The sequence below is a fragment of the Pelosinus propionicus DSM 13327 genome (assembly GCF_900114615.1).
Lineage (GTDB): Bacteria > Bacillota > Negativicutes > DSM-13327 > DSM-13327 > Pelosinus > Pelosinus propionicus.
Genome location: NZ_FOTS01000004.1, coordinates 136,455 through 156,963 on the forward strand (window position 1 = coordinate 136,455; position 20,509 = coordinate 156,963).

Genomic DNA, 20,509 nt, shown 5'->3' on the forward strand with positions numbered 1-20,509 from the left:
CAATTTACTTTTGTTTAAATCTCTCAACAAATACAGCTAATCTACTACGTAAAAAATCAAGCAAGCCGCTAGCCTGCTCCACTCCTGCGTCTCTTAAATTTTCTAACACACTAATGGCTTCTGTTGCTGCAAGATAAACCCAAGTTACTTTTAATATCAAAGCTGTTTCACCTGAGAGCTGCAGCAATTCATCTGTTTTTACTGCCATAAAGGTTAATATTATGTAGACAATAATTTTACCAACAAATCGATGTTTCATAGCATTGCTATTGATATATCCTGCTTTAAACGCCGTTGGAATGTCCATGATGCAACTCAATAAATCATTTTCCATCCCGCAATCCTTTAAGTGCATGTAACATAAAGCAATCCATCGAGTAAGCAAATCAATAAATACCAGTGTAACAAATGTAATTAATGCACTCCCATGTACACTGGTAACCGTACTTACTACTAAAGCCACTATCATTTTAAACATCCAGGCATCGGCCAAACTTTGTCCTGCTTTTACAATTGCTTTTAATAAATTTTCTATATCCAACTACCCCACCTCCAAGACATATTAATCGATCTATTTTCTTACATTCTAAAATTGCAATAAATTCAACCCCTTACTTTTATCTGTACAAATTTCACCAGATTCAATTAGGGCAATAAAAAACCGCCTCACTTCAAAAGTAAGGCAGTATAATAATCTCTGTTATAAAATTTATTCGTATTTTTTCCATTCTTCATTTTCATATGTTTCAATATATGCGAGTCCATATTTTGATTGCCATTGAACAACTTTATCGCGGGCTTCTTCGATAGTTGATCCAGGAGAAAACTCAAAATAGTAGTAATTGTTTCTAGACCTTTCATAAGCGATTACTCTAATTTTATTATTAATCATTTTAATTCCTCCTATAGGAATAAATCTTTATTATCCTGTTATTTTTTTACGTCTTTCAAGATCAACTAACTCTCTAATTTTAGCATGGGTCATAATTTCTAGTTCTCTAGTAAGATCTCTTAGTAGTATCTCTATTTGCTCTTCACTAGCCTCAGCAAAGTATTTTTTTGTTAATTGTTTTAATTCTTCATAATTTAGCATTTTAAAATGCCTCCCATTCTATAATTACTATCTATTCTTCTGTATGAAAACGTATATGCCTACTCCACCTTCCAAGAACGTATGTTCGTTATAATTATAAAATTTAAACGCCAGTAAATCAAGTAGCAGATGTTTATTTTTTTAAGTTCAACATCGCAAATGAACTTTATGAAAACGGTGCATTTCCTGATCATAGGCTTTCATTAAAACACATTCCTTAGACTATCAACTGAATTCTTCTCTCTTATTCTTTATCCGTACAGATTAACGTAATGTTAGATAGGTATAAATAAAAAAAGCATCACCCTACCAATGAAGGTAAGGTGGTGCATCCCTTTGTAATCTCTTATTTCGCATATACGGCTCAGAATACAATGTCATTTCCCATTTATTCCCTATCAAATGCTGCTGCCAGCCTGCCACTTCTTATTTAGTTAGTACTCTATCCTACTAAAATCTTACTAAGTATTGTTAGATCTTGATGATAATAAATCTGGCAGTCTTCTTTGTTAAAAGCATCTATCATTTTACTGCATAAATCATCAACTGAATTCGCCCCGTAAACATGAACCCAGGTATTATTTCCATCGGTTCGTATCATAGTAATATATGTATTCATATAAATTCCCCTCTCATTTATTATCAGACTTTATTACAATGCTAATAAACGATTTTAAAATTTAAAACGAATAATCCACTTGCACTGTACAGCAATGCCTTATTATGCGGTTACGTGCATCATAGTGCCTCTTTAAAACATTTTGTCCCATAGGAGCACTCGCTGAATGAATCCATTAATATTTGCTATTTCTTTTGAGATCAACCTCCTTTTAATTCAATAAATTTCTCTCTTACAACCATCTTGTAACCCCCCTCAACAAATTAAATTTGTTATCTTACTTTTTATAATATACAATTTAAAATTGTTTTTCAATGCTTTTAACAAATTTACTTTGTTTTTATAATACAAATATAAATTGTATAATGTCTTCAGGGGAGTTGATTGTATGTTACACGAGCGAATAAAAGTCGAAAGAATTAAAAAAGGACTCTCCCAAAGAGAGTTAGGTGATCATTTCAATGTAACACAACAAGCTATCGGTAGTTGGGAAACGGGGAAAGCAATACCAGATGCTATTACTTTATCTAAATTAGCAGACTTCTTTGTCGTTACAACAGATTATCTCTTAGGTCGCACTAATAAACCTAAAGAAGTAAAGAAAGAGACCATTACCGTTCATCCCAATGATGATCCAATGTCAGATTTACCTCCCGAAGCTCTAGAACGCATTGAAGAATTCAAAGAACTAATGAGATTAAAATATAATAAGAAATCTACTTAATATACTAAAAGTAGCACTATTGCCAAATACGATGTTATAACTTGTAGAAAATAAAGTTATAATAGTTGAATTTTTAAATTTTATTTCTCCAACATGAGGTATTTATATTACTAAAGAATGTTAGTAATATTCTTCTTCCTAGTCGCTGTAAACAACCCTCCTAACATATAAATATCATACAAACATATTTAAGCCTTTCAGCTAAACGCTGGAAGGCTTAAATTTACTGGAGCGAAGGGATTCGTCCCCTCAGTAAAATACACTAGGACAGAGACTATGTTTCATTCTTGAAAACAACATCCCTGTCCTTGTATTTTCTATGTAACAGAATTTTGGCAATTAACATAAAATAATTTGAAGAAATAAGAAAGGGTGAGTATTTTGGATTGTCAAGGGCTAACAGGAAAGGTGATATTACCTTGTGATGCTGAGTATAATAGGGCGAGGCAAGAATACAATGAAGCGATAAACAAGTACCCCTTAGCTATTTGTTATTGCTGTGATATACAGGATGTAATCAATGCTTTATTATGGTCAGAAAGACAGGGAGTACAAGTGAGGATTCGCTCTGGAGGACATCATTACGAGGGGTACTCTGTCGGTACAAATAAATTGGTTATAGATACTTCTTTCATGAATGGTATCAGGATTAATTCTGAAGACGATACTGTTGAAGTACAAGCTGGATCGCGACTTATGCATTTATATAAAACTCTCTATAATTCAGGCTATACCTTCCCCGGTGGAACTTGCCCGACGGTAGCTATTTCTGGATTGGTATTAGGAGGGGGCATAGGCTTATCTACACGATATTTGGGACTTACGACGGATAGTCTTATTGAAGCACAAATGGTAGATGCGAATGGAAACCTGTTAACAGCAAATCACTGTCAGAATGAAAATTTATTTTGGGCGTTGCGAGGAGCAGGGGGCGGGAACTTTGGGGTCGTGACCTCATACAAATTCCATCTGAGGAAGATAAACAAAATAACTCTCTTTGAGTTAAAGTGGAGTAATCAGTCTGCTAGGCTTAAATTTTTACAAGTATGGCAAGAGTGGTTAAGGAATTTAGATACGAGGATTAGTGCTTTCGGGAGAATATATAAGCCAGGTCCTTGGCTTTTTGGATTCTTTTATGGATACCCTGAGGAGGCTAGACAGATTTTAGAGCCCTTTTTAAGCATACCGGGAATAAGTTTCGAGAATATTGAGTACGTCGATTTTATTGATGCTGTAAAGATAATAGGGGAAATCTATCCGAAACGGGAGGCTTTTAAAGCGACAGGAAGATTTATTGAAAGACAGCTTTGTCATTGTGAATTGGAAAAAATTATAGACATAGTAAATGCCGCACCTACTGAGGATAATTCATTTATTGGGCTGTACTCATTGGGCGGAGCCGTTAGTGCCATGAAAACAGATAGTACCGCTTTCTTTTACAGGCAGGCTAACTATATAATGGGAATTTCATCAAGCTGGGAGTGTAAAGCAGCAGCACCAGTTGTTATTGAATGGGTAGAATCAGGATTCAAGTATATCTATACGTTGTCTATGGGTTCATATGTAAATTTCCCCTATAATAATTTGCCATGTTATGAGTACGCTTATTATGGGGAGCATATACAAAAGTTGTGGAGCATTAAGAAAGAGTATGATCCTCATAATGTGTTTGAATTTCCACAGAGTATTAAAACGGGCTGTGAATAGTTCTGCTCGCTCCTACTTGCGCTGTAATTACAAATGGGGATGCACTATGCATAAGTAATAATGGGTATATTACAAATTAAAATGGAAACAAAATTTCTCTATTATAGATGATACGCAGAATAACGAAAGCGCTAGTCGCGATGACTATAGTCTCTTTCTAAAATAGCATACAGAAACACAAAAATGCTTCGCAATAACCTGCGAAGCATTGATTTTAATGGAGCAGATGACGAGATTCGAACTCGCAGACCTAATACTTCATTCAAATCCGTTTTTATAAAATTCTAACTTATTATTATCAAATACTATAAAAAACACGAGGACAGGGACTATGCTTCATTATTGAAAACAACATCCCTATCCCCGTGTTTCTATTTAGCTTGTAGTTTGTTAAATTTTTCTAACATTTCTCTTTCTTCCTCTGTTATTGGCTCATCAAGCACGATGTTGTGAGGTATTTTTTTCTTGTTGCCATCGATGCAGACAAAGGTCGAAAAACCCTCTGCAATTTTAATCTCCGTATTGTTTCTAAGAGCCTTCGTATAAACTGTAAGACTTGTCTTTCCAGCTTTCACTCCTGTTGATACAAATCTAATCATATCTCCATTAAAAGAAGGTCCCAAGAATTTCATCGAATGAATTTCAACTGCAACTAAATGATCCGTCTCACCATATTTGCCATATAAGTTGGAGGCCCCTAGAAAAGTTGCTTCAGTAAACCACTCAGCCATTCTGGCTGCAAATAAAGTATCGTGATGATTCATATCTTGACCTGTCACTAATCTTGATGTTTCGTAACTTTTCATATTTTTCCTCCCGTCTTATGTTCGACTCTACTGCTCGCAGTTTCTCAGCTAATACCATACATTTATTATACCATAAACCTCCCTCTTCCCAGCACAAAAAATCCCGAGATGGAATATCCATCTCAGGATTTTGAGAGAAATAGTGCAAAAAAGAGGAAACAGATTCTTTTCATGAATTAAGTCAAACTTAGTATTAACGTCATGGTTAAAAGTTCTTCTTGTGACTCGTCCAGCATTTTAATCTTGGGTTCATCAGTGGAGATAATATCGATAATTTCCCATCCACAACAAACTCCAAAGTGTCTCAATTTCCCTGGCCATTCGTCTGAAGCAAAAGTATCACTCTTTATATATCATTATATCTTTAGCATACAAAGTTACAAAAAGCCTTCCGACAAAACGCCGGAAGGCTTGAATTTACTGGAGCGGGTGAAGGGATTCGAACCCTCGACCCACGGCTTGGGAATCCAAATCTGTTGTTTTTACTGTTTCTAGATAGCCCTACAAACCCTATAGAATCAAGGATTTAGCTTATTCTAGTATCTATATTACTACTCAATCTACGTGGTTTTATATATTATTGCCTTCCTAATTGCCTTCCCATGTAATATTCTTAAGCCAATCCTTAGGGCAGCGTAAAAAGTGTCCTTTATTCTTCACCGAATGCCAAATTTACCGCTCAAAAACAAAAAGCGAGCATACACTTGCTCCTTAATTATATTTTGCTAGTAAATAACATTATAGTCAGAAAAATCGAAATAAATACCCCAAAATATAATTGTCACATATTGTAAGACATGTTATAATTAAATGTGGGAATTGAAACGCCAAAATCACCACTCATATCCATCCGCAAAATCACCGAAAAATATTTCGGAAATACAATACTTGCGCCGATCTGGAGGTGTCTTAGGCTTTTATGGATTTGCAATCCCCTAATTATGTAGTATATTGAAACACTTGAGTAAAACCGTCCCGCAACGGAGTTACTCCATCTTCTCCCGTTAGGCGTTTCACCCCATGGAGGAATAGATTTACATCTAGTATTTACACTTCTTTAATTTTATATTCTACGAACTCGAGTCTTTTCCTCCTTTGAAAGTAAAAAAATTTTAGGAGGACTTACATGCAACGCTTTAAAAAATTTGGTTGGAGAAAAAATTTCAAAAAACTGTCTGAAGACTTAGTGGGAAAACTTCAGACAATTGATATCAAGGATATTGTAGTCTCGGCGGTAAAAAACTTAAGAACGTCAGATATTATCTCTGGAAAGTATGCACACCTCGGTATTTTCTTTGACGAAGATACTTTATCTGTTCCAACATTTGTGCAACCAGAGGCAACAAATGGGCGCTATTCAAAGTATAACCTTGAAGGCCGAGAAATTGTTTTTAAGAACCTCCCCAAAATAACTAGAACGTATTCATGGGATGCCCCGAACTACGGTAACTCAGGATACCATAACATTACAATGGCTAGAGAAGTGTATCAGCGGAAAGCTTATCCTGCAAAAGAACTACATATTGAAATGGAAATCCTAGCTGGCGGCAAAATTACAGATGAAAATAGTGTTGTTAAATTTTCAGTCGAGGGTGGATTAACGAGAGGAGATACCGAATTCAATGATGATCTGCTCTTTCACGTCAACCTACTACAAGAAAATACGGGAGTTAGTGGCATATTTCCTGCCATGACACCTGTTGCTGATTACTTGAAAACGATACACGTTAACTGGGAACTACTACCGCAAGGAACAAGAGAGGACTTCATAGCAGGAATCCTATCCAGAGTTTCCAGTCCGACTGAAGCCCATAGGTCTAAACTGCAGCAGCGTTATGACTTATTAAACAATCTTGATCCCGTCTTTATCAGTGGTACCAGCGGATTCAGTCGTTATTTTGGTGCAAAATTTTCGGACAACCTTGTCGTTTTTGAAAACTTGGAGTACGGAAATGCAATCTACGTTATGTTTGAAGATTGGAAAGTTCTCAGTCGCCTATCACGTAAAGATCTCGTTAAAGGCGGCTATAACGTATTCCGAATTCCGCATAAGGGCGCTTGGGCCACGACGCTGGTTAATCTGATTAAGAATCATCGTTAAGTTCAGATAGAGGTATGGTAAAACCGTACCTCTGTCTTATCCGCATACTCTTCGACTAATAGATTAATAAGTTGGCTTTTGTCTCCTTGTTATTTACCTTCGGGAGGTTCAGTCTTGATGGATATAGACGAAAAATACAATGCTTTTTATAAGCGTGTCATTAAAACTAGGGAATCACGAATAAGAGCATCCGAACGACTGGCAAATAGGGACCAACACTATCAAGTTGTTCAGCTTATCTATGCAATATTCTTCCTGGCATTATCTATTTGGATATTTTATCTGGAAAAAATCGGGAGAATGGTTTCCTCTGCTGATGCTTCAACAATACTTCTGATATGCTCTTTCTCAATTACAGGAACCTCCTTCTATGTCAATTCTAAAAATTATAAAGAGCGATCTCTTCAACTAAAAAGCAACTATATTGCATTATGCAAATTACTTTATGATATAGAAGCAACTCAATGTCAACAGCACTCTAACGAAACTCTCATTATACATTATCAAGAGCATTATGGAAGGTATATGATTTTACTTGAAAATGTAGAAAATCATTCGACGTTTGATTACTTATGCACGCTGCGAGATCGAGGCGAAAGTTTCACACGGTATGAATGGAGCAAATTCATCTGGTGGTCCATCGAAATTCGTTTATTATCATGGGTTATATCAATTACCCCACTTGCTTTAACTTGTTGGTTTATATTTGCTTGAAGCAGGGCTATTAAAAGACTCTAATCGTGATAATGAGCCCTGATTGATATGTGCATTTGTGGACAGCTTAAATCCGTATATTAACCTGACCACAACTACACATACTATCGCCCTTCGGGTCCACAGGGTCTAACGAGATACCTTTTAAATTTAACTAGAACGGAGGAAGATTAATAGACCTATCTATTTCTCTACGTTTAGAAATCGTTTTTTTCTCTAAGTTAGAAATGACCAATTACGTTGAAAAGGAGTGATAGCACATTTTAGGCTAGCACTCTTTCTCTTATATTTTTAGTGAAATCAATTACTCTTATCTTAGATCTCAAACATTTTTACGATTTATTTGGCTCTGTTATATCTGTACCATCTTGTATCGCAATATCAATCCAGGCCATTTTTGCATCTTGAATCATCTCTAATGCTTCTTCTTCCGTATCTCCTTGACTTAAGCAGCCTGGTAGCTCTCTTATTTTTGCTACAAAACCACCTTCTGGAGATGGCTGAATAATTACGGTGTAGGGCAAAGACATATAGTATTCAAAATCCTTCTCCCCTCCTACTATTTTAGTAGGTACGTCAGTATATATATCTAGCCAAACTTCACTTGGTTTATCTTGATTATAGCAAGGATTCGCGAATTCTATACCAACACATTTGCCACCACCATATTTATATGGACGTATTCCTTTAGTAACTACTCTTATGGGGGTATCGTCTTTCAAGCCTCTCAAGATCTTCTTCAATTCACCAACATTCATAAATTACGCCCTCCATTATTCTAAAATCTAGTGAAAACCAATTGCTATTATCTTAGACCTCAAACATTTTTACGATTGTTTGGGACTGGTATATTTCTACCATTCTGCATAGCTATATCAATCCATGCAGCTTTTGCATCTTGAATCATATCAAAAGTATCTTGCCAGTTATCCCCTTGTGTTAAACAGCCAGGAAGGTCTGGAATTTCTGCAACATATCCTCCTTCGGATGCAGGATAAATAATCATTTTATAAGGCAAAGACATATAATACTCAAAATTCTTATTAGGCATGATTTCATTACCTCCATTATTTCGAAATTGATTACTATTAATTATGAAGTGATCCAAAAAATTACTCTACTATTCTAGATTTATTATACCACCTCAAACATTTTTACGATTTAATATTTACTCTATATCGAACATTCCTTCTAATGCTTTTACAGCTGTTTCTTGCATATCAGGCATCAAGTGACTATAGGTATCTAGTGTCATTGCTACGGTGCTATGACCCAAACGTTCAGAGATAACCTTTATATTAATCCCTTGGCGTAGTAACAGTGTAGCATGAGTATGACGCAAGTCATGAAAACTAAATTCCTTATCTAATTCAGCCTGCATTAACATTTTTTTGAAATATCGGGTAGTGAAATTTGAAGTATCAACCGGCTTACCCCAGAGATTCGTAAATAGTAACTTCTCCTCATTGTCAAATTTATCTCCTAAAAAATCTGCAAACCATTTTTGCTCCTTCTGATACCTCTCTAAAGCTTCTTTGGTGCTCACTGTTACCAGAATTCTACGCTTTGAACCTTTCGTCTTAGGGTCCTCAAATATCATGCCTTTAGTGTTGGATGAGACCAAAGCTCTTTGTACATTCAATGTATTATTGGGAAAGTCTATATCTTTCCACTTTAGTCCAAATACCTCACCTAATCGCATGCCAGTAGATAAAGCCAATGAGACAACCATATATGCCATGGCTTTATGATACTCATTGCCCTCTGAAGATTTCCTTCGTTGTTTTACACCCCAATAAAAGTATTCTCCCTCCTTAGCAGTCTGTAATAATATAGTTGCCTGCTCTTCAGTAAGGGGTCGTATTTCTTCTTTAACAAGGCGAGGAGCATCAGTTACTTGAACAACGTTTTTAGCTAGAATTCCTACCTGTACGGCTTTACTAAAAGCCATACTTAGATAACGCCTTGTAGCGCGAACGGTAGAAGTAGATAAACCAGTTTTCGCTTTGCCACCACTAGCTAACATGTCATTAAAGACTCGCTGTATATCCGGTGCTTTTATCTTTGTTATGCCAATATGACCTATGGTTGGTCGTATATAATTATTTAAGCAAGATTCATACTTCTCAAAGCTCTTAGTTCTCACATTTGGTTTTATATAATCGATAAGCCAGCAATCAAGCCACTGCCAGATTGTTATTTTATCAGCATCCGGTAACAATCCATTCTCTATATCCTGCAAGAACTTTTTACCTTTTACAGAAACTTGCTTTTGAGTCCTACCTGTAATTAGCTTTCTCTTCGTCTTACCTGTTGCCGAATCCAAATAGGAGAATTGCCCTTCCCATCGATCTCGTTTCTTATTTTCATAAATCGTTCCTTCACCAAATGCTCTCTTTTTTGCCATCAATTACACCTCAAACAATATATTACTTTAAGCTAATTTGATTACGATAAACCCCTAATAATAAATAAATAAAAAAACAAACAACTCTATTAGTTAAGCAGGTCTTCAACTATATTTCTCGAAGTCACTATATATAAGACTACTTCAGAAAGGTGATACATATTGCACCAAAAAAAAGTATCGATTTCGGAGGCTATTGACACGGCAATTCGCTCAAACCAAATGGAAGGCTTAGGACTAAGCCAGGAAGCACTTGCTATACTGAAACGGGTAAAGAATGGAGAAATTACACTAGATGAATTTGAAAGAGCAGCAGTTGTTAAGTACACAGCATTTAGTAAGAATAAAAATATTTCCTATGAACAAGCGTTAATCAAAGTAAGGGAGGAAAAAGGTTATACTTGGTGAGGAAATTAGTTATACTTATGAAAAATGAGGGTGTCCATAGTAGTACGTAGTAACTAATCAAGGGTTATTTCAGCAAGAAACCGGCTGAAATAACCCTTGTAACATTTTACGGTTTCATCATAGCCGCCAATCAACGCCCAAGCCCTCCGGGTTGGCGAAAAAATTTTGCCCGTTAGGTTCGCTACGCCAAATTTTTTTCGCCAAGGCATTGACTAGCTTAGTCTTTATTTTTCTCTTGCTTTTCCACTTCTACATGAGAATTAGTATCTAATTGATGTTCAATTACAAATTGACATCCTGTAGTATTTTCGGCTATTGTATCTGCACCCATTTGGCCTGCAAGCTGCCAGTAACTTCATTAGCATCAGCTATATACTGGATTATCTATTACTTGTAGCATCACCATTGCCTCTAGAATCGCTTGTGTTATTAGCAATTGTATCTGCGTTCATTTGGCTTGCAAGCGAGGGCTCATCCGGATTGTTTATCGGCAGGGGCAGACGCTTGATTGCCAATACTTGAGCTGCCAGTGGTATTTGCAGCTATGGTATCTGCATTCATTTGACTTGCAAGTGACGGACTATCGGGGTTATTCGAACTATAACTGCCAGGCATATCGCTCCCATTTTCACTACCGGCTGCAGCATTTGCTGCTTTCATTGTATTGGCAAGACCTCCATCAGCCATCTTGCCACCTGCCTCGGCACCGTTCTGACCAGCTTCCATAACTCCTTGGAGCATCTGAAAACCCGATATGATAGTACGTGAGACGATGGCAGCTGCCATTACCCCTGCGCTAATTGCTTGTCCACCACTTAGGGAAGGAGAGCCAGAAAATAGCCCCATAGCCAATGCAGGTGCCTGCCAGGATAGAAATGCTACTGCCAACACCGCAAACATATACTTCATAAATACAGTGCTGTCTGCTCCTGTCAGTAGATTTGACGTGCTTTCTAACTCCTCTAAGAATGGCAGGGATGCCGATAATACAAATGCAATAACCATGATTCGGACAGACACAGCAACAATGGCACCAATCGCCTTTTCTGACAGAAATGCAGTTTTCTCTAGGCACGCAAAGGGGAGAAAAAACACGGCTAGACCGCTAATGATGTAAAATTCAAGGTAGACAATAAACATTTGCATTGCAATAATGAAATAACCAAAAGTCGTAAAAAGATAGGACAAGATAGCAATTAATGGTCTAGGTGAAAAAAGTACATTGGTTAGTCCTATAGAGCCAATAATAGGGAAAAATGTTTTTAATCCCATATCAATGATATAGCTGGGGTCAGTTAAAACCGATTTGGGCAGTACATTTCCTCCCGCAGCAATTCCGATCGTAAGGAACGTATTGAACACTTTGCTCACAATCTCGGCATAGTTTTGAACAATCCATAAGAATATTCCATAATAGACGACTTTACGAACAACTGTAGACCATAAAGGACGGTCTTCAATTAAAATCACTCCTAAATTCCAGGCAAAATCAATTGCTACAATACTGGTAAAAAGGCTTAAAGCATATGGCGTTATATTCTTAACCGCATTTTGAAAAATAGTTGAAAAATTAATGAGTATTAGCGTGAGAGCTCCTTCTTCCATACTGCTGCCCCCTCTTATTTTGCGAAGTCAGGAAATCCTGCTCCCTGACCCTTCTTGGGTGCTGGCGGCTCTTTAAAGAAATCTTTGGCCGCCTGTTCTTCTTGTATAGTAGCCTCTAAACCGTGTGTCGCAACCGGCAACGTAGTTTGCTCCTTTTTAGGAGCGTATAAGAATATCATACCGGGTATCGCGATAGCCAAAAAGAAATATACGATCATAGCAATGATAAGATTACGTCTATGTTTAGCAAAGAGCTGCGGCCGATAGCGTTCTAAAAAGTCTCCTCCACATTTGAAGACAATAGGAACAACAACCCAAAATAAGAATTTCCAAGATAAGAAAATTTCAGCCATACTATTTCACTCCATCTTCTTTTATTTTTCGAAATCTGGAAACCCAGCTCCCTGACCTTTTTTAGGTTTCGGTGGTTCCTGGAAGAACTGTTCGGCAGCTGCCTGTTCCATTTGTTCTTTGCGAACTTGATACTCCATCCATTCATTTTGCGCCCGGTTACTCCGTGCGGCCATTTGCTGAAACTGAAGCATTTGATGGGCTTGCAAGGCAGCAATCTGGTTGCCAACCTGGGCAGCCGCCAAAGCTCCTTCGGCAGTTTGAGATGCTTGCAATAACTGTTGAATTGCAGCACCAGTGTCTGCATTCTGTGCTACAAATCCCTGGCTAAGCATGGCATTATATATGCTTTGGTTCATGCTGTCTCGGAGCATCTGAGCGTTTGCAGCATAATCTGCAGCCGTCATATTGTTATAATCGGCAAAATCTCGATACTGGGAATTCCAGGCAGTTTGAAAGTTCTCATAGTCCATAAATAAACCAGACATTTGATTTTGCATTTGTACAAGTTGGCGCAAGCTGGCTTGAATTTGCTGCATATTAGCAGCAGCCGTGGATGAGTCCATTACAGCCAATGCAGATTCAAGTTGTTTAAGTGTGTTTACTTGTGTAGCGATAGCAGCCGCGTCTACTGTTTTATCAATGTTATACACCGGCATCGGCCCTGAGAATCCACCACCAAAAAGGCCAGCATAGGATATATTAGACCAGAGTATGATGCCTATCATGAGCAGTACTGTCTTATGTATCTTTTTTTGAATTCTTTCAAACAGTGATTGGCTAATCACAAGAATCCTCTCCTTTTCATCCCATATCCATTTGATTTTTTTGCTTTTAATCTCTACGGGAACAATAATCATGTTTCCATATTCACTTGAATTATCAGAAATCTTACAAATCTCTTGATTTTCAACTTCTTCAGCAAGCCTCCCATTCCCACATTGCGCACAAACAGCATATTCAATCTGTTCTTTGGGATGAAAATTTTCAACTGAAAAAAGACATCCACATTTCTGGCATTTATATACCACACTGCATTCCCCCTTAACTTATTTGCGATTTTTCAGTTTAGGATAAGCTACCAATTCAGATTGCAGATCTCTCAATCTACGCGGTGCCCCCTGCTGCGTTTTTCGCTGACGATAAACTACGGCAGGAACGGAGCGCAGTCAAGGGACCGTGGAATAATAGGGGGCAGCCCGTAGGGGGTTGCTGTTATGCCGCGAAAGCCCTTGATGGAGTGAGTACCTGTGGTACAATCTGCGGCCGAAAAACGCTTTTAAAATCGCATACCTATTCTTTGCTCTTCTATTTCAATTTTAGGCTCTTTCTTTAATCCCTTAAAACTTTGTATTATCATGTCAAACCCCCGTTTTTTTCCACTGGCATGTTCCTTCTCTGGAATTAAAAAATCATCTGATGTTAATTTTTTAGCGAAATTTTCAATTTGACCTTGGATTTTTACCGTGTCATCCGTATAGATCTTAACTTCATAACGCGCTCTTGAAATATCTACATAAAAAGCATTCCTATTGTTCAACTGCTTCTGTGTAGAGTCCAAATTCACCAGTACCCTGTCTGTAGTAATGCCTTGTGCTTTATGCCCCGTCATTGCATAGCCATGATCAATCTTATTGTACTTCTCCAGATTAAGGACAATCTCTTTACCACCAGATTCAATAGTCAGGATATTATTGCTTATATTTTTTATTACTCCAGTCTGACCATTCCTGACTCCCATCTTGTAATTATTTTGAAGAAAGATTACTTTGTCACGTAATGAAAATTCCCGCATAAAGGTTTTACCTGTTACATCGCCAACCGTACATTCACGACCCGCTGCTAAATGCCCCTGCTTTATTAGCTCGGCTCGAATGGATTGATTCAGGGAATGTCGGTCTTTGTTAGCTGCCGTCAAAATGACTGTCTTTTTTTGCTCTTCCAATGTTAAGGCGGTATAGTCGTTTACAATTGCCTTTATCCGTTCGCTATGTTTTGGAATGACTTGCATATCCTTTTCAATGAGTTCCAACGATTTGGCAAGATCCCCTGAAACCGCTTCTCGGACAGCTTGAAGCAGATCTTTGTCTTTTTGTCGTCTGATTTCATCAAGCCTAACAGTAGCGATTTTTCCAGTTTCCGTCAGTGCAGAATAGGCATTTCCGACTCCAACTGGCAAAAGCTGTTGACGATCACCAACTAAAACTACCTTTGCATTTTTAATTTTTGCTGCTTCAGTGATATATAGCATGGTATTGTTGTCAACCATACTCGCTTCATCAATGATCCAAGCCTCTTTGGTGTAACCAGGTTTTAAGCCGCCCAAATTCCAGTCAGTTTTTAGCTGCATGTCTTCACCGGGTTTGGCATTTCCTGCCTCTCTCTCCAGTTGATTTAAAAAACTGTGAATGGTATTACTAGGTATCTGGGCATCTGCCTCTAATCCTTGGGCTGCCTTGCCAGTATAGCAAGCTCCCCTGACCGTGTAGCCATCGTTTTCTAAGACCTGCCGTGCATAGTTCAGCATGTGAGTTTTTCCAGTGCCAGCCAAGCCTTGGACTGCGCTGTATTGATCTTTCGTGTTTACTATATGTAGAACTGCATCACGCTGTTGACCTGATAGTGCTGTTTTTTCTTTTTTTAACGCTCTATCAAGAAAACCCTCAACTTCTCTTGCTCTTAGTCCTGGCATACTCCCCTTTGATTTTGCAACTTCCGTAAAAATTCTTTTTTCGTTTTCGAGATTCTTAAGTGTCGTATAGTAGGTCTCATCATCTTGAATGTCTTGACGACCACCCAAGGCAACGAGAATTTTCCCAGCATTTGACTTTAATAATTCATTGTATTGAGTTTCTGACATGCCTGATCCAACACCCGAAGCCAATACTGCCTTTTTAAGCTCGCGCTCTGTAAAAGCAAAAGCTCTGCTACTAAGACGCTTAACGGCTTGATCAAATTCAACTTTTTGTTGTTCTGGAGTTGAAATTACAGGAATTTCTGATTTGGCAATGTCGACTCCACCCACATCTTTCATGGTTTCCTGCCATGATTTCATCAGTACGTTCATGTCCTTATGCTCTTTTGCTTTTCGGGTCATCATAGCTGCTGCACCAGCCGCTTCCGGCGTACTAGCACCCCATTCTTTAAGTTTTTCTAGGATCTCTTGGCGGCGGCTACTAAATTGTTCAATTGCTCCTTGCTCAATCCTCTTCATCTCAAAAAATCCCTTTATCGGATCTGTAACAATAATGTCATAACCTTTGTCCATGAGTTGTTTAGCCAATACATTTCGATATATCTGTCCATAGAGTATCTTGTTACGGTAAAGGTCTGGGTTATCAACGGCATAAAATTTGTCATTATGCTTGGTCTTATTTAAAATTACAGCATGCGTGTGAAGTTGAGGATCTTGGTTCCGTGACACGTAGTGATTAAAGCAACCTGCAATCATATTCCCGGTTTTGACGTGTTTCGTTACTTTGTCCTTAGTGATTCTTGCACCAATCTCCCGCTGCTCGATTAGCTCTAATGCCGTTTTGACTGCAATATTATGGGCTGAAATCATATCCTGACGATTTTCACCGCCTAGGCACATGGCTATAGACACCGATTTTGGAGCGGAAAAGCAGAGATCATACCCTGCTCTTTCTTCTCGTTCATTTACTAAAGCATTAAAATCTTCTTTGGTTAAATCATCCGAAAGATTGAGGTCTTCTTTAAGTCTTCCTTGCCAGTGATCACCATTGTCCTCCATTCGTGCGTAATATCCATCCTTGTCGTAGTATGATGCAGCCTGCCTTGCACCGACATTGCTAATGCTTAACATTCAGCACCTCCTAAATTTTTAGCTTTGTAAAGCTAATTGGCTCAAAGTCCTCTTGTACTGCTACTGCAGTGGTAGGTTCAGGAGGGTCTGGAGGTAACAGGAAGTCACGCATAATAAAGTTAGGGTGTTGCTCAGGATAGAACAGGGCTGGGATAGTAATTTTGGAGATTCCAAATCCAGCAATATTGACAATGGCATGTAGATCCGGCAGCGCTTGGAATTCTGTGGGCAAGATTAGTCGTTCGGTTTTGTCCTGTTCGCTTATACTTTTACGATCCCCGACTTCGCTTGGACTCATTTGGCGAGAATGTGATGTTTTAATTAACTGTTGCTCACCAATTGCTCGAGATAAAAAATCTGCAGTTTCAGGCTCTCTAATTCTAAGGGTAACCGTGGTGTTGAAGTTATTATAAAAAGACTTTAGATTAGCGCGACCATATTGCTCTTCTATACGACCTAGATCTTGGTTCGCACAGATCAGGCAAGCTCCCTTGGAACGACCGACTGTTTCTAACTTAAGAATAGAATCCATTCGGTTCAGTGTTCCTAGTTCATCAATTATAAAAAAGATTCTTCTATCTAATTTGTCAGGCATGGATAATGCTTCTCGGCACATAGTGTCAATTGCCAACGTCATCAGGGGTTTAAAAATAATTGAATATTGCTCAATATTTAGTATGAATAAGTTTGGCTGCTGTCCTTCGTTTTCATGCTGATCGCGAATAAATTTTCTGAATGAAAAATCACCGTCTAAATCAACCAAATACCTAAAGAACTGAATCCGCTCTTGCAGGATACTGATGATCGAGGCAGAAGCTGGACTGTCTGATTTATCAATATGCTTCAGAGCGCCTTGTTCGCTAATCGGCAGAGTCTTAAACGCCTCCTGTATGGCCAATAATGGCTGGGAAAAAAAGTTCCATAAATCCGAATTTGATGTTGTGTTCTTGGCTTTAAGATAGACAAGTCCCGTCCGGAAGACATCCGAGGCACAATTGTACCAGTAACTATCCTTGGTATCTGGTGATGCAAACAAACTGCGAGACATTACATCGTAATCAGGGGGAATTTCTAACTCATTAAATATATTCCAAGCCAATGATCGCTTATCAAACGGTGAAAAAATATAACTGTCTGACTGCAATTGTTTTGCAACAAATTCACCTTTTGGATCGTAAAAAATGCACTTGTCATTGGTTCGACTGCTTCGCTTCCTGTTGTTGATTTGTTTTACTAGCTGGTTTATTAGAACGCCCTTGCCGCTGCCAGCAGTGCCAAGAATCAATATGTGTTTAGATTCCATCTCAAATGGTAAGATTGTTTTGCCGATCCTGAGGCTACTCAAAGGATTTTTCTTAGCCTGACGAAGTAATTGTTTGTTAAACACAGAGCTCGGAGTTATGCTGCCACCTCTAATAAATTTTTCATCTTTCTGGCTTTTTGCCGTTCCTATAAAAATTATTAAATATACAACAGAGAATATGTAACAACCAAAGGACCATTTGAACCGTTGCTCCGCATAATGGCCATAGTAAGCGTATGTGTCATTAGTTACATAATCGGCAACGATACGATAGTATTCAACTGGAAGTTCAGTCCATCCCTTTGCATAAGGCAGAAGTTCAGTTTCGACCTTAATATCTTTTGAGAAGAGTCCCGGAAATCCTGAATAATATTTAAGAGATACTGAGAATGGAAGTTTTATATTTGTACCTTCAATGTAAGTGGTATCCAACTTTTCGAAAATATAATAGATGGTGTAACCCATCATCAAAAATTGAATAAACAAGCCAACTAAAAATGCCTTCCTAAACATATTTAAATACATTCTCAAATCACCCAAAAATGTTTCATGTGTGTGATAGCCCTGCATATATTAACCCCTCCCAAATCTTTGTTCTGCATCTTCAACACGCTCACGATAGAACTCCATAATCTGGTCTTGGCTTTTAAGTTGTTCTGATCCAATGAGTAACATTAGCTGAGTTAAAACTAATAGGCTCTTTTTTATATGAAGTTGATCTGCATTGATAGATTGGTAAAAATCCATTTTTGCAGTGTCTAGGCTTGTTGCCATAACAGCATTTAGCAGGTATTTAGATAGCGATTGATTATTGATATTTGCCATTCTTTTAATTTGATTTTTCTGCTCAACAGTGAGGTAAACACGAATTTCTTCTTCTTTGAGTTTTCTAGTAGGCATAGATTTATCTCCTTTGTATACGGCTTCTATAATCCTAATCTTTATATAGGTTTATGCCAATTGCATGCTTACTCGTACGGCTATAGGACGGCTTCTTAAAAGCTAGTCGTTACCTAGCTTTACTGGCATTGACGAAGATGCGTCAGGTGTAGTGATTTTTTGATAAAAAAATCACTGAGTAATATATACTCACCTATACTAACCTATACTGTGGCAACCAAATGATAACCACTGGTTGCCATTTGGTATGTCATTTTTTTCTAATTACTTCCAGTTAATGAAAGATATCTTCCGTTCGATAATTGGAGTTGCTGAAGCTCAGTTTGATACACAGTAGGCGTATATCGATCGCTACGAATTCGATTCTGCAATCGCCAATCGGTTATAACACATATCCCAGACCGAAAGGGAATTATAAATTTTTTATTAATCAAAATTGCAAAATCATCTTCCGAACAACCAATCATCCTCTGAATTTTCCTAGGTGAACCAACAAAACCATCATCATCTGCCCGAATAAGCAAATCATAGTAGAGACACCTGGAAGTAATCGGCATAGAAAGAAACAAGTCAGTGTCGACTATCTCCAAGCTAATCATCCGTCGTTTTGCCATATATTCCTCCCAAATCAAAAACCTGCCAACAACATCAAATGAATTCTTCATCGTGTTGTCTGGCAGGCTTTAATTAATTTCATCTTTTTCCGCACACTTCCAGATTCCTTATTCTATTGCGTTTTCTTTTGCGTTTTCCATCACTACCAATGATATAGGTTGTTTTTCGGCGTTTCGTGTAGGAAATAGGAGTGGATTCATTCACTTTAATTAACCCCCTCTGCCAATAACCTCGCTGCTTCATTCACAGGTATTAAAATTTTTCTACCAACACGAATGGCTTTTATTTTTCCTTGTTTTACGAGAACATAACAATATGCACGGGAAATTTTTCCAGAAAACACTTCCATTCTCACTTCCTCTAAATCCAGAAAATTTCGACTATTCATCATTATTTTCTCTCCTTTTATTTTTACTTTTATTTGATTATCTGTTAAACTTGATTTAGGTTATCTCTTAATCAAATTATTCCATATAATCTTATTACTCCCATTATTATAATTACGAAATTAAATTTCGTAATTATAATAACTTCAATATACACGAAATTAAATTTCGTGTCAATAACTTTTTAGGAGTTTTTTATGTCAGACTTATTTGCTCAAAGACTTAAATATTTGCGGGGCACTTCAAAAAAAACGCAATCACATATGGCAAACTTATTGCATATCTCAATTCGGCAATATCAGCTTTATGAATCCGGACAATCTTATCCAGCATTTCATGGTCTTATAATATTATCCAATTATTTTGGTGTTTCTCTAGACTATCTTACTGGCCGTTCTGATGATCCCCAATATGAAAAATACCTTCAAATAGCAGAAGATATCATTTTAAGTACAGAAGCGACATATTTTGTTCCAAAAAGATATAAAAATTTGGATTATCGTGTTGAAAACCATTCTATTAAAGAACGTATGGAAATTCTTTTAACGCTTTATGATGCCTTAGATGATTATTATGAAAGGCGAGCTAGATATAAAGAAGCAATGAAAGAGTTCGAACCAACCCTATATAATGAACTTTTAAAACGAGGCAAATACTATCTTCAAAAAATAGGATTAATAGGCCCTACAATTTATCATGCAACTGACAAAGATTCAGAAGAATACAAACGTGCAATTAAAATTGGTAAAGCTCTTCATAAGTTATTTCCTAAAGATATAGATGAATAATTTTTTTCAATTGCCTTCCAATATGCCTTCCAGACATAAAAAAGCCTTCTAGCAAATCGCTAGAAGGCTTGAATTTACTGGAGCGGGTGAAGAGATTCGAACTCTCGACCCACGGCTTGGGAAGCCGGTACTCTACCACTGAGCTACACCCGCACA

24 protein-coding genes and 1 tRNA gene are annotated in these 20,509 nt (G+C 37.6%); 6 read left to right on the forward strand and 19 right to left on the reverse strand.

Annotation, left to right across the window (positions count from 1 at the left end):
* Positions 1-4: 4 nt before the first annotated feature.
* The 4 genes from BMZ99_RS03345 to BMZ99_RS26200 form a co-directional block, all read right to left on the reverse strand.
* Positions 5-541, reverse strand: a complete 537-nt coding sequence (locus tag BMZ99_RS03345; RefSeq protein WP_090932927.1) for a phage holin family protein — start codon at positions 539-541, stop codon at positions 5-7.
* A gap of 168 nt (positions 542-709) precedes the next feature.
* A complete protein-coding gene (locus BMZ99_RS03350; RefSeq protein ID WP_090932929.1) occupies positions 710-892 on the reverse strand; it encodes a hypothetical protein in 183 nt (60 codons plus the stop codon).
* Between the two features lie 30 nt (positions 893-922).
* Positions 923-1,093, reverse strand: coding sequence for a hypothetical protein (locus BMZ99_RS26195; RefSeq protein ID WP_175490465.1), 171 nt, complete (start codon positions 1,091-1,093; stop codon positions 923-925).
* 442 nt (positions 1,094-1,535) lie between these two features.
* The gene (locus BMZ99_RS26200; protein ID WP_175490466.1) at positions 1,536-1,694 is read right to left on the reverse strand and encodes a hypothetical protein; all 159 of its coding nucleotides are present in this window, start codon (positions 1,692-1,694) and stop codon (positions 1,536-1,538) included.
* A 406-nt stretch (positions 1,695-2,100) separates the two neighbouring features.
* Between BMZ99_RS26200 and BMZ99_RS03355 the strand changes: the two genes are divergently transcribed.
* Positions 2,101-2,436, forward strand: coding sequence for a helix-turn-helix domain-containing protein (locus BMZ99_RS03355; protein WP_090932931.1), 336 nt, complete (start codon positions 2,101-2,103; stop codon positions 2,434-2,436).
* A 381-nt stretch (positions 2,437-2,817) separates the two neighbouring features.
* Positions 2,818-4,143, forward strand: coding sequence for an FAD-binding oxidoreductase (locus tag BMZ99_RS03360; protein WP_090932933.1), 1,326 nt, complete (start codon positions 2,818-2,820; stop codon positions 4,141-4,143).
* A 371-nt stretch (positions 4,144-4,514) separates the two neighbouring features.
* Here the strand turns inward: BMZ99_RS03360 and BMZ99_RS03365 are convergent, their stop codons facing one another.
* Positions 4,515-4,949, reverse strand: a complete 435-nt coding sequence (locus BMZ99_RS03365; RefSeq protein WP_090932935.1) for an acyl-CoA thioesterase — start codon at positions 4,947-4,949, stop codon at positions 4,515-4,517.
* 1,126 nt (positions 4,950-6,075) lie between these two features.
* Between BMZ99_RS03365 and BMZ99_RS03370 the strand changes: the two genes are divergently transcribed.
* Both BMZ99_RS03370 and BMZ99_RS03375 read left to right on the forward strand, forming a co-directional pair.
* Positions 6,076-7,050 carry a hypothetical protein gene (locus tag BMZ99_RS03370; protein ID WP_090932937.1) on the forward strand — a complete coding sequence of 325 codons (975 nt, stop codon included), beginning with the start codon at positions 6,076-6,078 and terminating at the stop codon, positions 7,048-7,050.
* A 117-nt stretch (positions 7,051-7,167) separates the two neighbouring features.
* Positions 7,168-7,764: an SLATT domain-containing protein gene (locus tag BMZ99_RS03375; RefSeq protein ID WP_090932939.1), complete on the forward strand. Its 597-nt coding sequence runs from the start codon at positions 7,168-7,170 to the stop codon at positions 7,762-7,764.
* A 332-nt stretch (positions 7,765-8,096) separates the two neighbouring features.
* Here BMZ99_RS03375 and BMZ99_RS26690 read toward each other — a convergent pair whose 3' ends face one another.
* The 3 genes from BMZ99_RS26690 to BMZ99_RS03390 all read right to left on the reverse strand — a co-directional run bounded on the left by BMZ99_RS26690 (position 8,097) and on the right by BMZ99_RS03390 (position 10,171).
* Positions 8,097-8,522: a type II toxin-antitoxin system HicB family antitoxin gene (locus tag BMZ99_RS26690; RefSeq protein ID WP_217645037.1), complete on the reverse strand. Its 426-nt coding sequence runs from the start codon at positions 8,520-8,522 to the stop codon at positions 8,097-8,099.
* 59 nt (positions 8,523-8,581) lie between these two features.
* Positions 8,582-8,815 carry a type II toxin-antitoxin system HicB family antitoxin gene (locus BMZ99_RS03385; RefSeq protein ID WP_090932942.1) on the reverse strand — a complete coding sequence of 78 codons (234 nt, stop codon included), beginning with the start codon at positions 8,813-8,815 and terminating at the stop codon, positions 8,582-8,584.
* Between the two features lie 117 nt (positions 8,816-8,932).
* Entirely contained in the window at positions 8,933-10,171 is a 1,239-nt protein-coding gene (locus tag BMZ99_RS03390; RefSeq protein ID WP_090932944.1) for a tyrosine-type recombinase/integrase, read from the reverse strand.
* Positions 10,172-10,333: 162 nt separating this feature from the next.
* Here BMZ99_RS03390 and BMZ99_RS03395 point away from each other — a divergent pair, with 162 nt between their 5' ends.
* The gene (locus BMZ99_RS03395) at positions 10,334-10,579 is read left to right on the forward strand and encodes an antitoxin VbhA family protein (RefSeq protein ID WP_090932946.1); all 246 of its coding nucleotides are present in this window, start codon (positions 10,334-10,336) and stop codon (positions 10,577-10,579) included.
* 53 nt (positions 10,580-10,632) lie between these two features.
* On the opposite strand, the gene BMZ99_RS26205 is transcribed toward BMZ99_RS03395, so the two are convergent.
* From BMZ99_RS26205 to BMZ99_RS03435, 10 genes are all read right to left on the reverse strand, one after another.
* Positions 10,633-10,788, reverse strand: coding sequence for a hypothetical protein (locus tag BMZ99_RS26205; RefSeq protein WP_175490467.1), 156 nt, complete (start codon positions 10,786-10,788; stop codon positions 10,633-10,635).
* A gap of 262 nt (positions 10,789-11,050) precedes the next feature.
* On the reverse strand, positions 11,051-12,184 hold the full coding sequence (locus BMZ99_RS03400; protein ID WP_090932948.1) for a type IV secretion system protein: 1,134 nt from the start codon (positions 12,182-12,184) through the stop codon (positions 11,051-11,053).
* A gap of 14 nt (positions 12,185-12,198) precedes the next feature.
* The gene (locus tag BMZ99_RS03405; protein ID WP_090932949.1) at positions 12,199-12,537 is read right to left on the reverse strand and encodes a hypothetical protein; all 339 of its coding nucleotides are present in this window, start codon (positions 12,535-12,537) and stop codon (positions 12,199-12,201) included.
* Between the two features lie 21 nt (positions 12,538-12,558).
* Complete coding sequence (locus BMZ99_RS03410) at positions 12,559-13,566, reverse strand: hypothetical protein (protein ID WP_090932951.1); 1,008 nt, start codon at positions 13,564-13,566, stop codon at positions 12,559-12,561.
* A 248-nt stretch (positions 13,567-13,814) separates the two neighbouring features.
* Positions 13,815-16,361: a MobF family relaxase gene (gene mobF, locus BMZ99_RS03415; protein WP_090932953.1), complete on the reverse strand. Its 2,547-nt coding sequence runs from the start codon at positions 16,359-16,361 to the stop codon at positions 13,815-13,817.
* 10 nt (positions 16,362-16,371) lie between these two features.
* Positions 16,372-18,234 carry a type IV secretory system conjugative DNA transfer family protein gene (locus BMZ99_RS03420; protein WP_090932955.1) on the reverse strand — a complete coding sequence of 621 codons (1,863 nt, stop codon included), beginning with the start codon at positions 18,232-18,234 and terminating at the stop codon, positions 16,372-16,374.
* Between the two features lie 3 nt (positions 18,235-18,237).
* The gene (locus tag BMZ99_RS03425; RefSeq protein ID WP_090932957.1) at positions 18,238-18,564 is read right to left on the reverse strand and encodes a hypothetical protein; all 327 of its coding nucleotides are present in this window, start codon (positions 18,562-18,564) and stop codon (positions 18,238-18,240) included.
* A 260-nt stretch (positions 18,565-18,824) separates the two neighbouring features.
* Positions 18,825-19,178, reverse strand: coding sequence for a hypothetical protein (locus BMZ99_RS03430; RefSeq protein WP_090932959.1), 354 nt, complete (start codon positions 19,176-19,178; stop codon positions 18,825-18,827).
* Between the two features lie 79 nt (positions 19,179-19,257).
* On the reverse strand, positions 19,258-19,383 hold the full coding sequence (locus BMZ99_RS27320; protein WP_281246735.1) for a hypothetical protein: 126 nt from the start codon (positions 19,381-19,383) through the stop codon (positions 19,258-19,260).
* A 1-nt stretch (position 19,384) separates the two neighbouring features.
* The gene (locus BMZ99_RS03435) at positions 19,385-19,570 is read right to left on the reverse strand and encodes a MerR family transcriptional regulator (protein WP_090932961.1); all 186 of its coding nucleotides are present in this window, start codon (positions 19,568-19,570) and stop codon (positions 19,385-19,387) included.
* A 192-nt stretch (positions 19,571-19,762) separates the two neighbouring features.
* Between BMZ99_RS03435 and BMZ99_RS25910 the strand changes: the two genes are divergently transcribed.
* Positions 19,763-20,353: a helix-turn-helix domain-containing protein gene (locus BMZ99_RS25910; RefSeq protein WP_139214735.1), complete on the forward strand. Its 591-nt coding sequence runs from the start codon at positions 19,763-19,765 to the stop codon at positions 20,351-20,353.
* A 78-nt stretch (positions 20,354-20,431) separates the two neighbouring features.
* Here the strand turns inward: BMZ99_RS25910 and BMZ99_RS03445 are convergent.
* A tRNA-Gly gene (locus BMZ99_RS03445) sits at positions 20,432-20,506 on the reverse strand.
* Positions 20,507-20,509: the final 3 nt, after the last annotated feature.

What these genes read in the sequence shown, in the direction of transcription:
- BMZ99_RS26200 (WP_175490466.1), bottom strand. Translation starts at nt 1,694, where the DNA reads ATGATACGAACCGATGGAAATAATACCTGGGTTCATGTTTACGGGGCG.
- BMZ99_RS03400 (WP_090932948.1), bottom strand. Translation starts at nt 12,184, where the DNA reads ATGGAAGAAGGAGCTCTCACGCTAATACTCATTAATTTTTCAACTATT.
- BMZ99_RS03355 (WP_090932931.1), top strand. Translation starts at nt 2,101, where the DNA reads ATGTTACACGAGCGAATAAAAGTCGAAAGAATTAAAAAAGGACTCTCC.
- BMZ99_RS03385 (WP_090932942.1), bottom strand. Translation starts at nt 8,815, where the DNA reads ATGCCTAATAAGAATTTTGAGTATTATATGTCTTTGCCTTATAAAATG.
- BMZ99_RS03350 (WP_090932929.1), bottom strand. Translation starts at nt 892, where the DNA reads ATGATTAATAATAAAATTAGAGTAATCGCTTATGAAAGGTCTAGAAAC.
- BMZ99_RS03365 (WP_090932935.1), bottom strand. Translation starts at nt 4,949, where the DNA reads ATGAAAAGTTACGAAACATCAAGATTAGTGACAGGTCAAGATATGAAT.
- BMZ99_RS03425 (WP_090932957.1), bottom strand. Translation starts at nt 18,564, where the DNA reads ATGCCTACTAGAAAACTCAAAGAAGAAGAAATTCGTGTTTACCTCACT.
- mobF (WP_090932953.1), bottom strand. Translation starts at nt 16,361, where the DNA reads ATGTTAAGCATTAGCAATGTCGGTGCAAGGCAGGCTGCATCATACTAC.
- BMZ99_RS03430 (WP_090932959.1), bottom strand. Translation starts at nt 19,178, where the DNA reads ATGGCAAAACGACGGATGATTAGCTTGGAGATAGTCGACACTGACTTG.
- BMZ99_RS26195 (WP_175490465.1), bottom strand. Translation starts at nt 1,093, where the DNA reads ATGCTAAATTATGAAGAATTAAAACAATTAACAAAAAAATACTTTGCT.
- BMZ99_RS03375 (WP_090932939.1), top strand. Translation starts at nt 7,168, where the DNA reads ATGGATATAGACGAAAAATACAATGCTTTTTATAAGCGTGTCATTAAA.
- BMZ99_RS03390 (WP_090932944.1), bottom strand. Translation starts at nt 10,171, where the DNA reads ATGGCAAAAAAGAGAGCATTTGGTGAAGGAACGATTTATGAAAATAAG.
- BMZ99_RS03420 (WP_090932955.1), bottom strand. Translation starts at nt 18,234, where the DNA reads ATGCAGGGCTATCACACACATGAAACATTTTTGGGTGATTTGAGAATG.
- BMZ99_RS25910 (WP_139214735.1), top strand. Translation starts at nt 19,763, where the DNA reads ATGTCAGACTTATTTGCTCAAAGACTTAAATATTTGCGGGGCACTTCA.
- BMZ99_RS03435 (WP_090932961.1), bottom strand. Translation starts at nt 19,570, where the DNA reads ATGATGAATAGTCGAAATTTTCTGGATTTAGAGGAAGTGAGAATGGAA.
- BMZ99_RS26690 (WP_217645037.1), bottom strand. Translation starts at nt 8,522, where the DNA reads ATGAATGTTGGTGAATTGAAGAAGATCTTGAGAGGCTTGAAAGACGAT.
- BMZ99_RS03405 (WP_090932949.1), bottom strand. Translation starts at nt 12,537, where the DNA reads ATGGCTGAAATTTTCTTATCTTGGAAATTCTTATTTTGGGTTGTTGTT.
- BMZ99_RS03370 (WP_090932937.1), top strand. Translation starts at nt 6,076, where the DNA reads ATGCAACGCTTTAAAAAATTTGGTTGGAGAAAAAATTTCAAAAAACTG.
- BMZ99_RS26205 (WP_175490467.1), bottom strand. Translation starts at nt 10,788, where the DNA reads ATGCCTTGGCGAAAAAAATTTGGCGTAGCGAACCTAACGGGCAAAATT.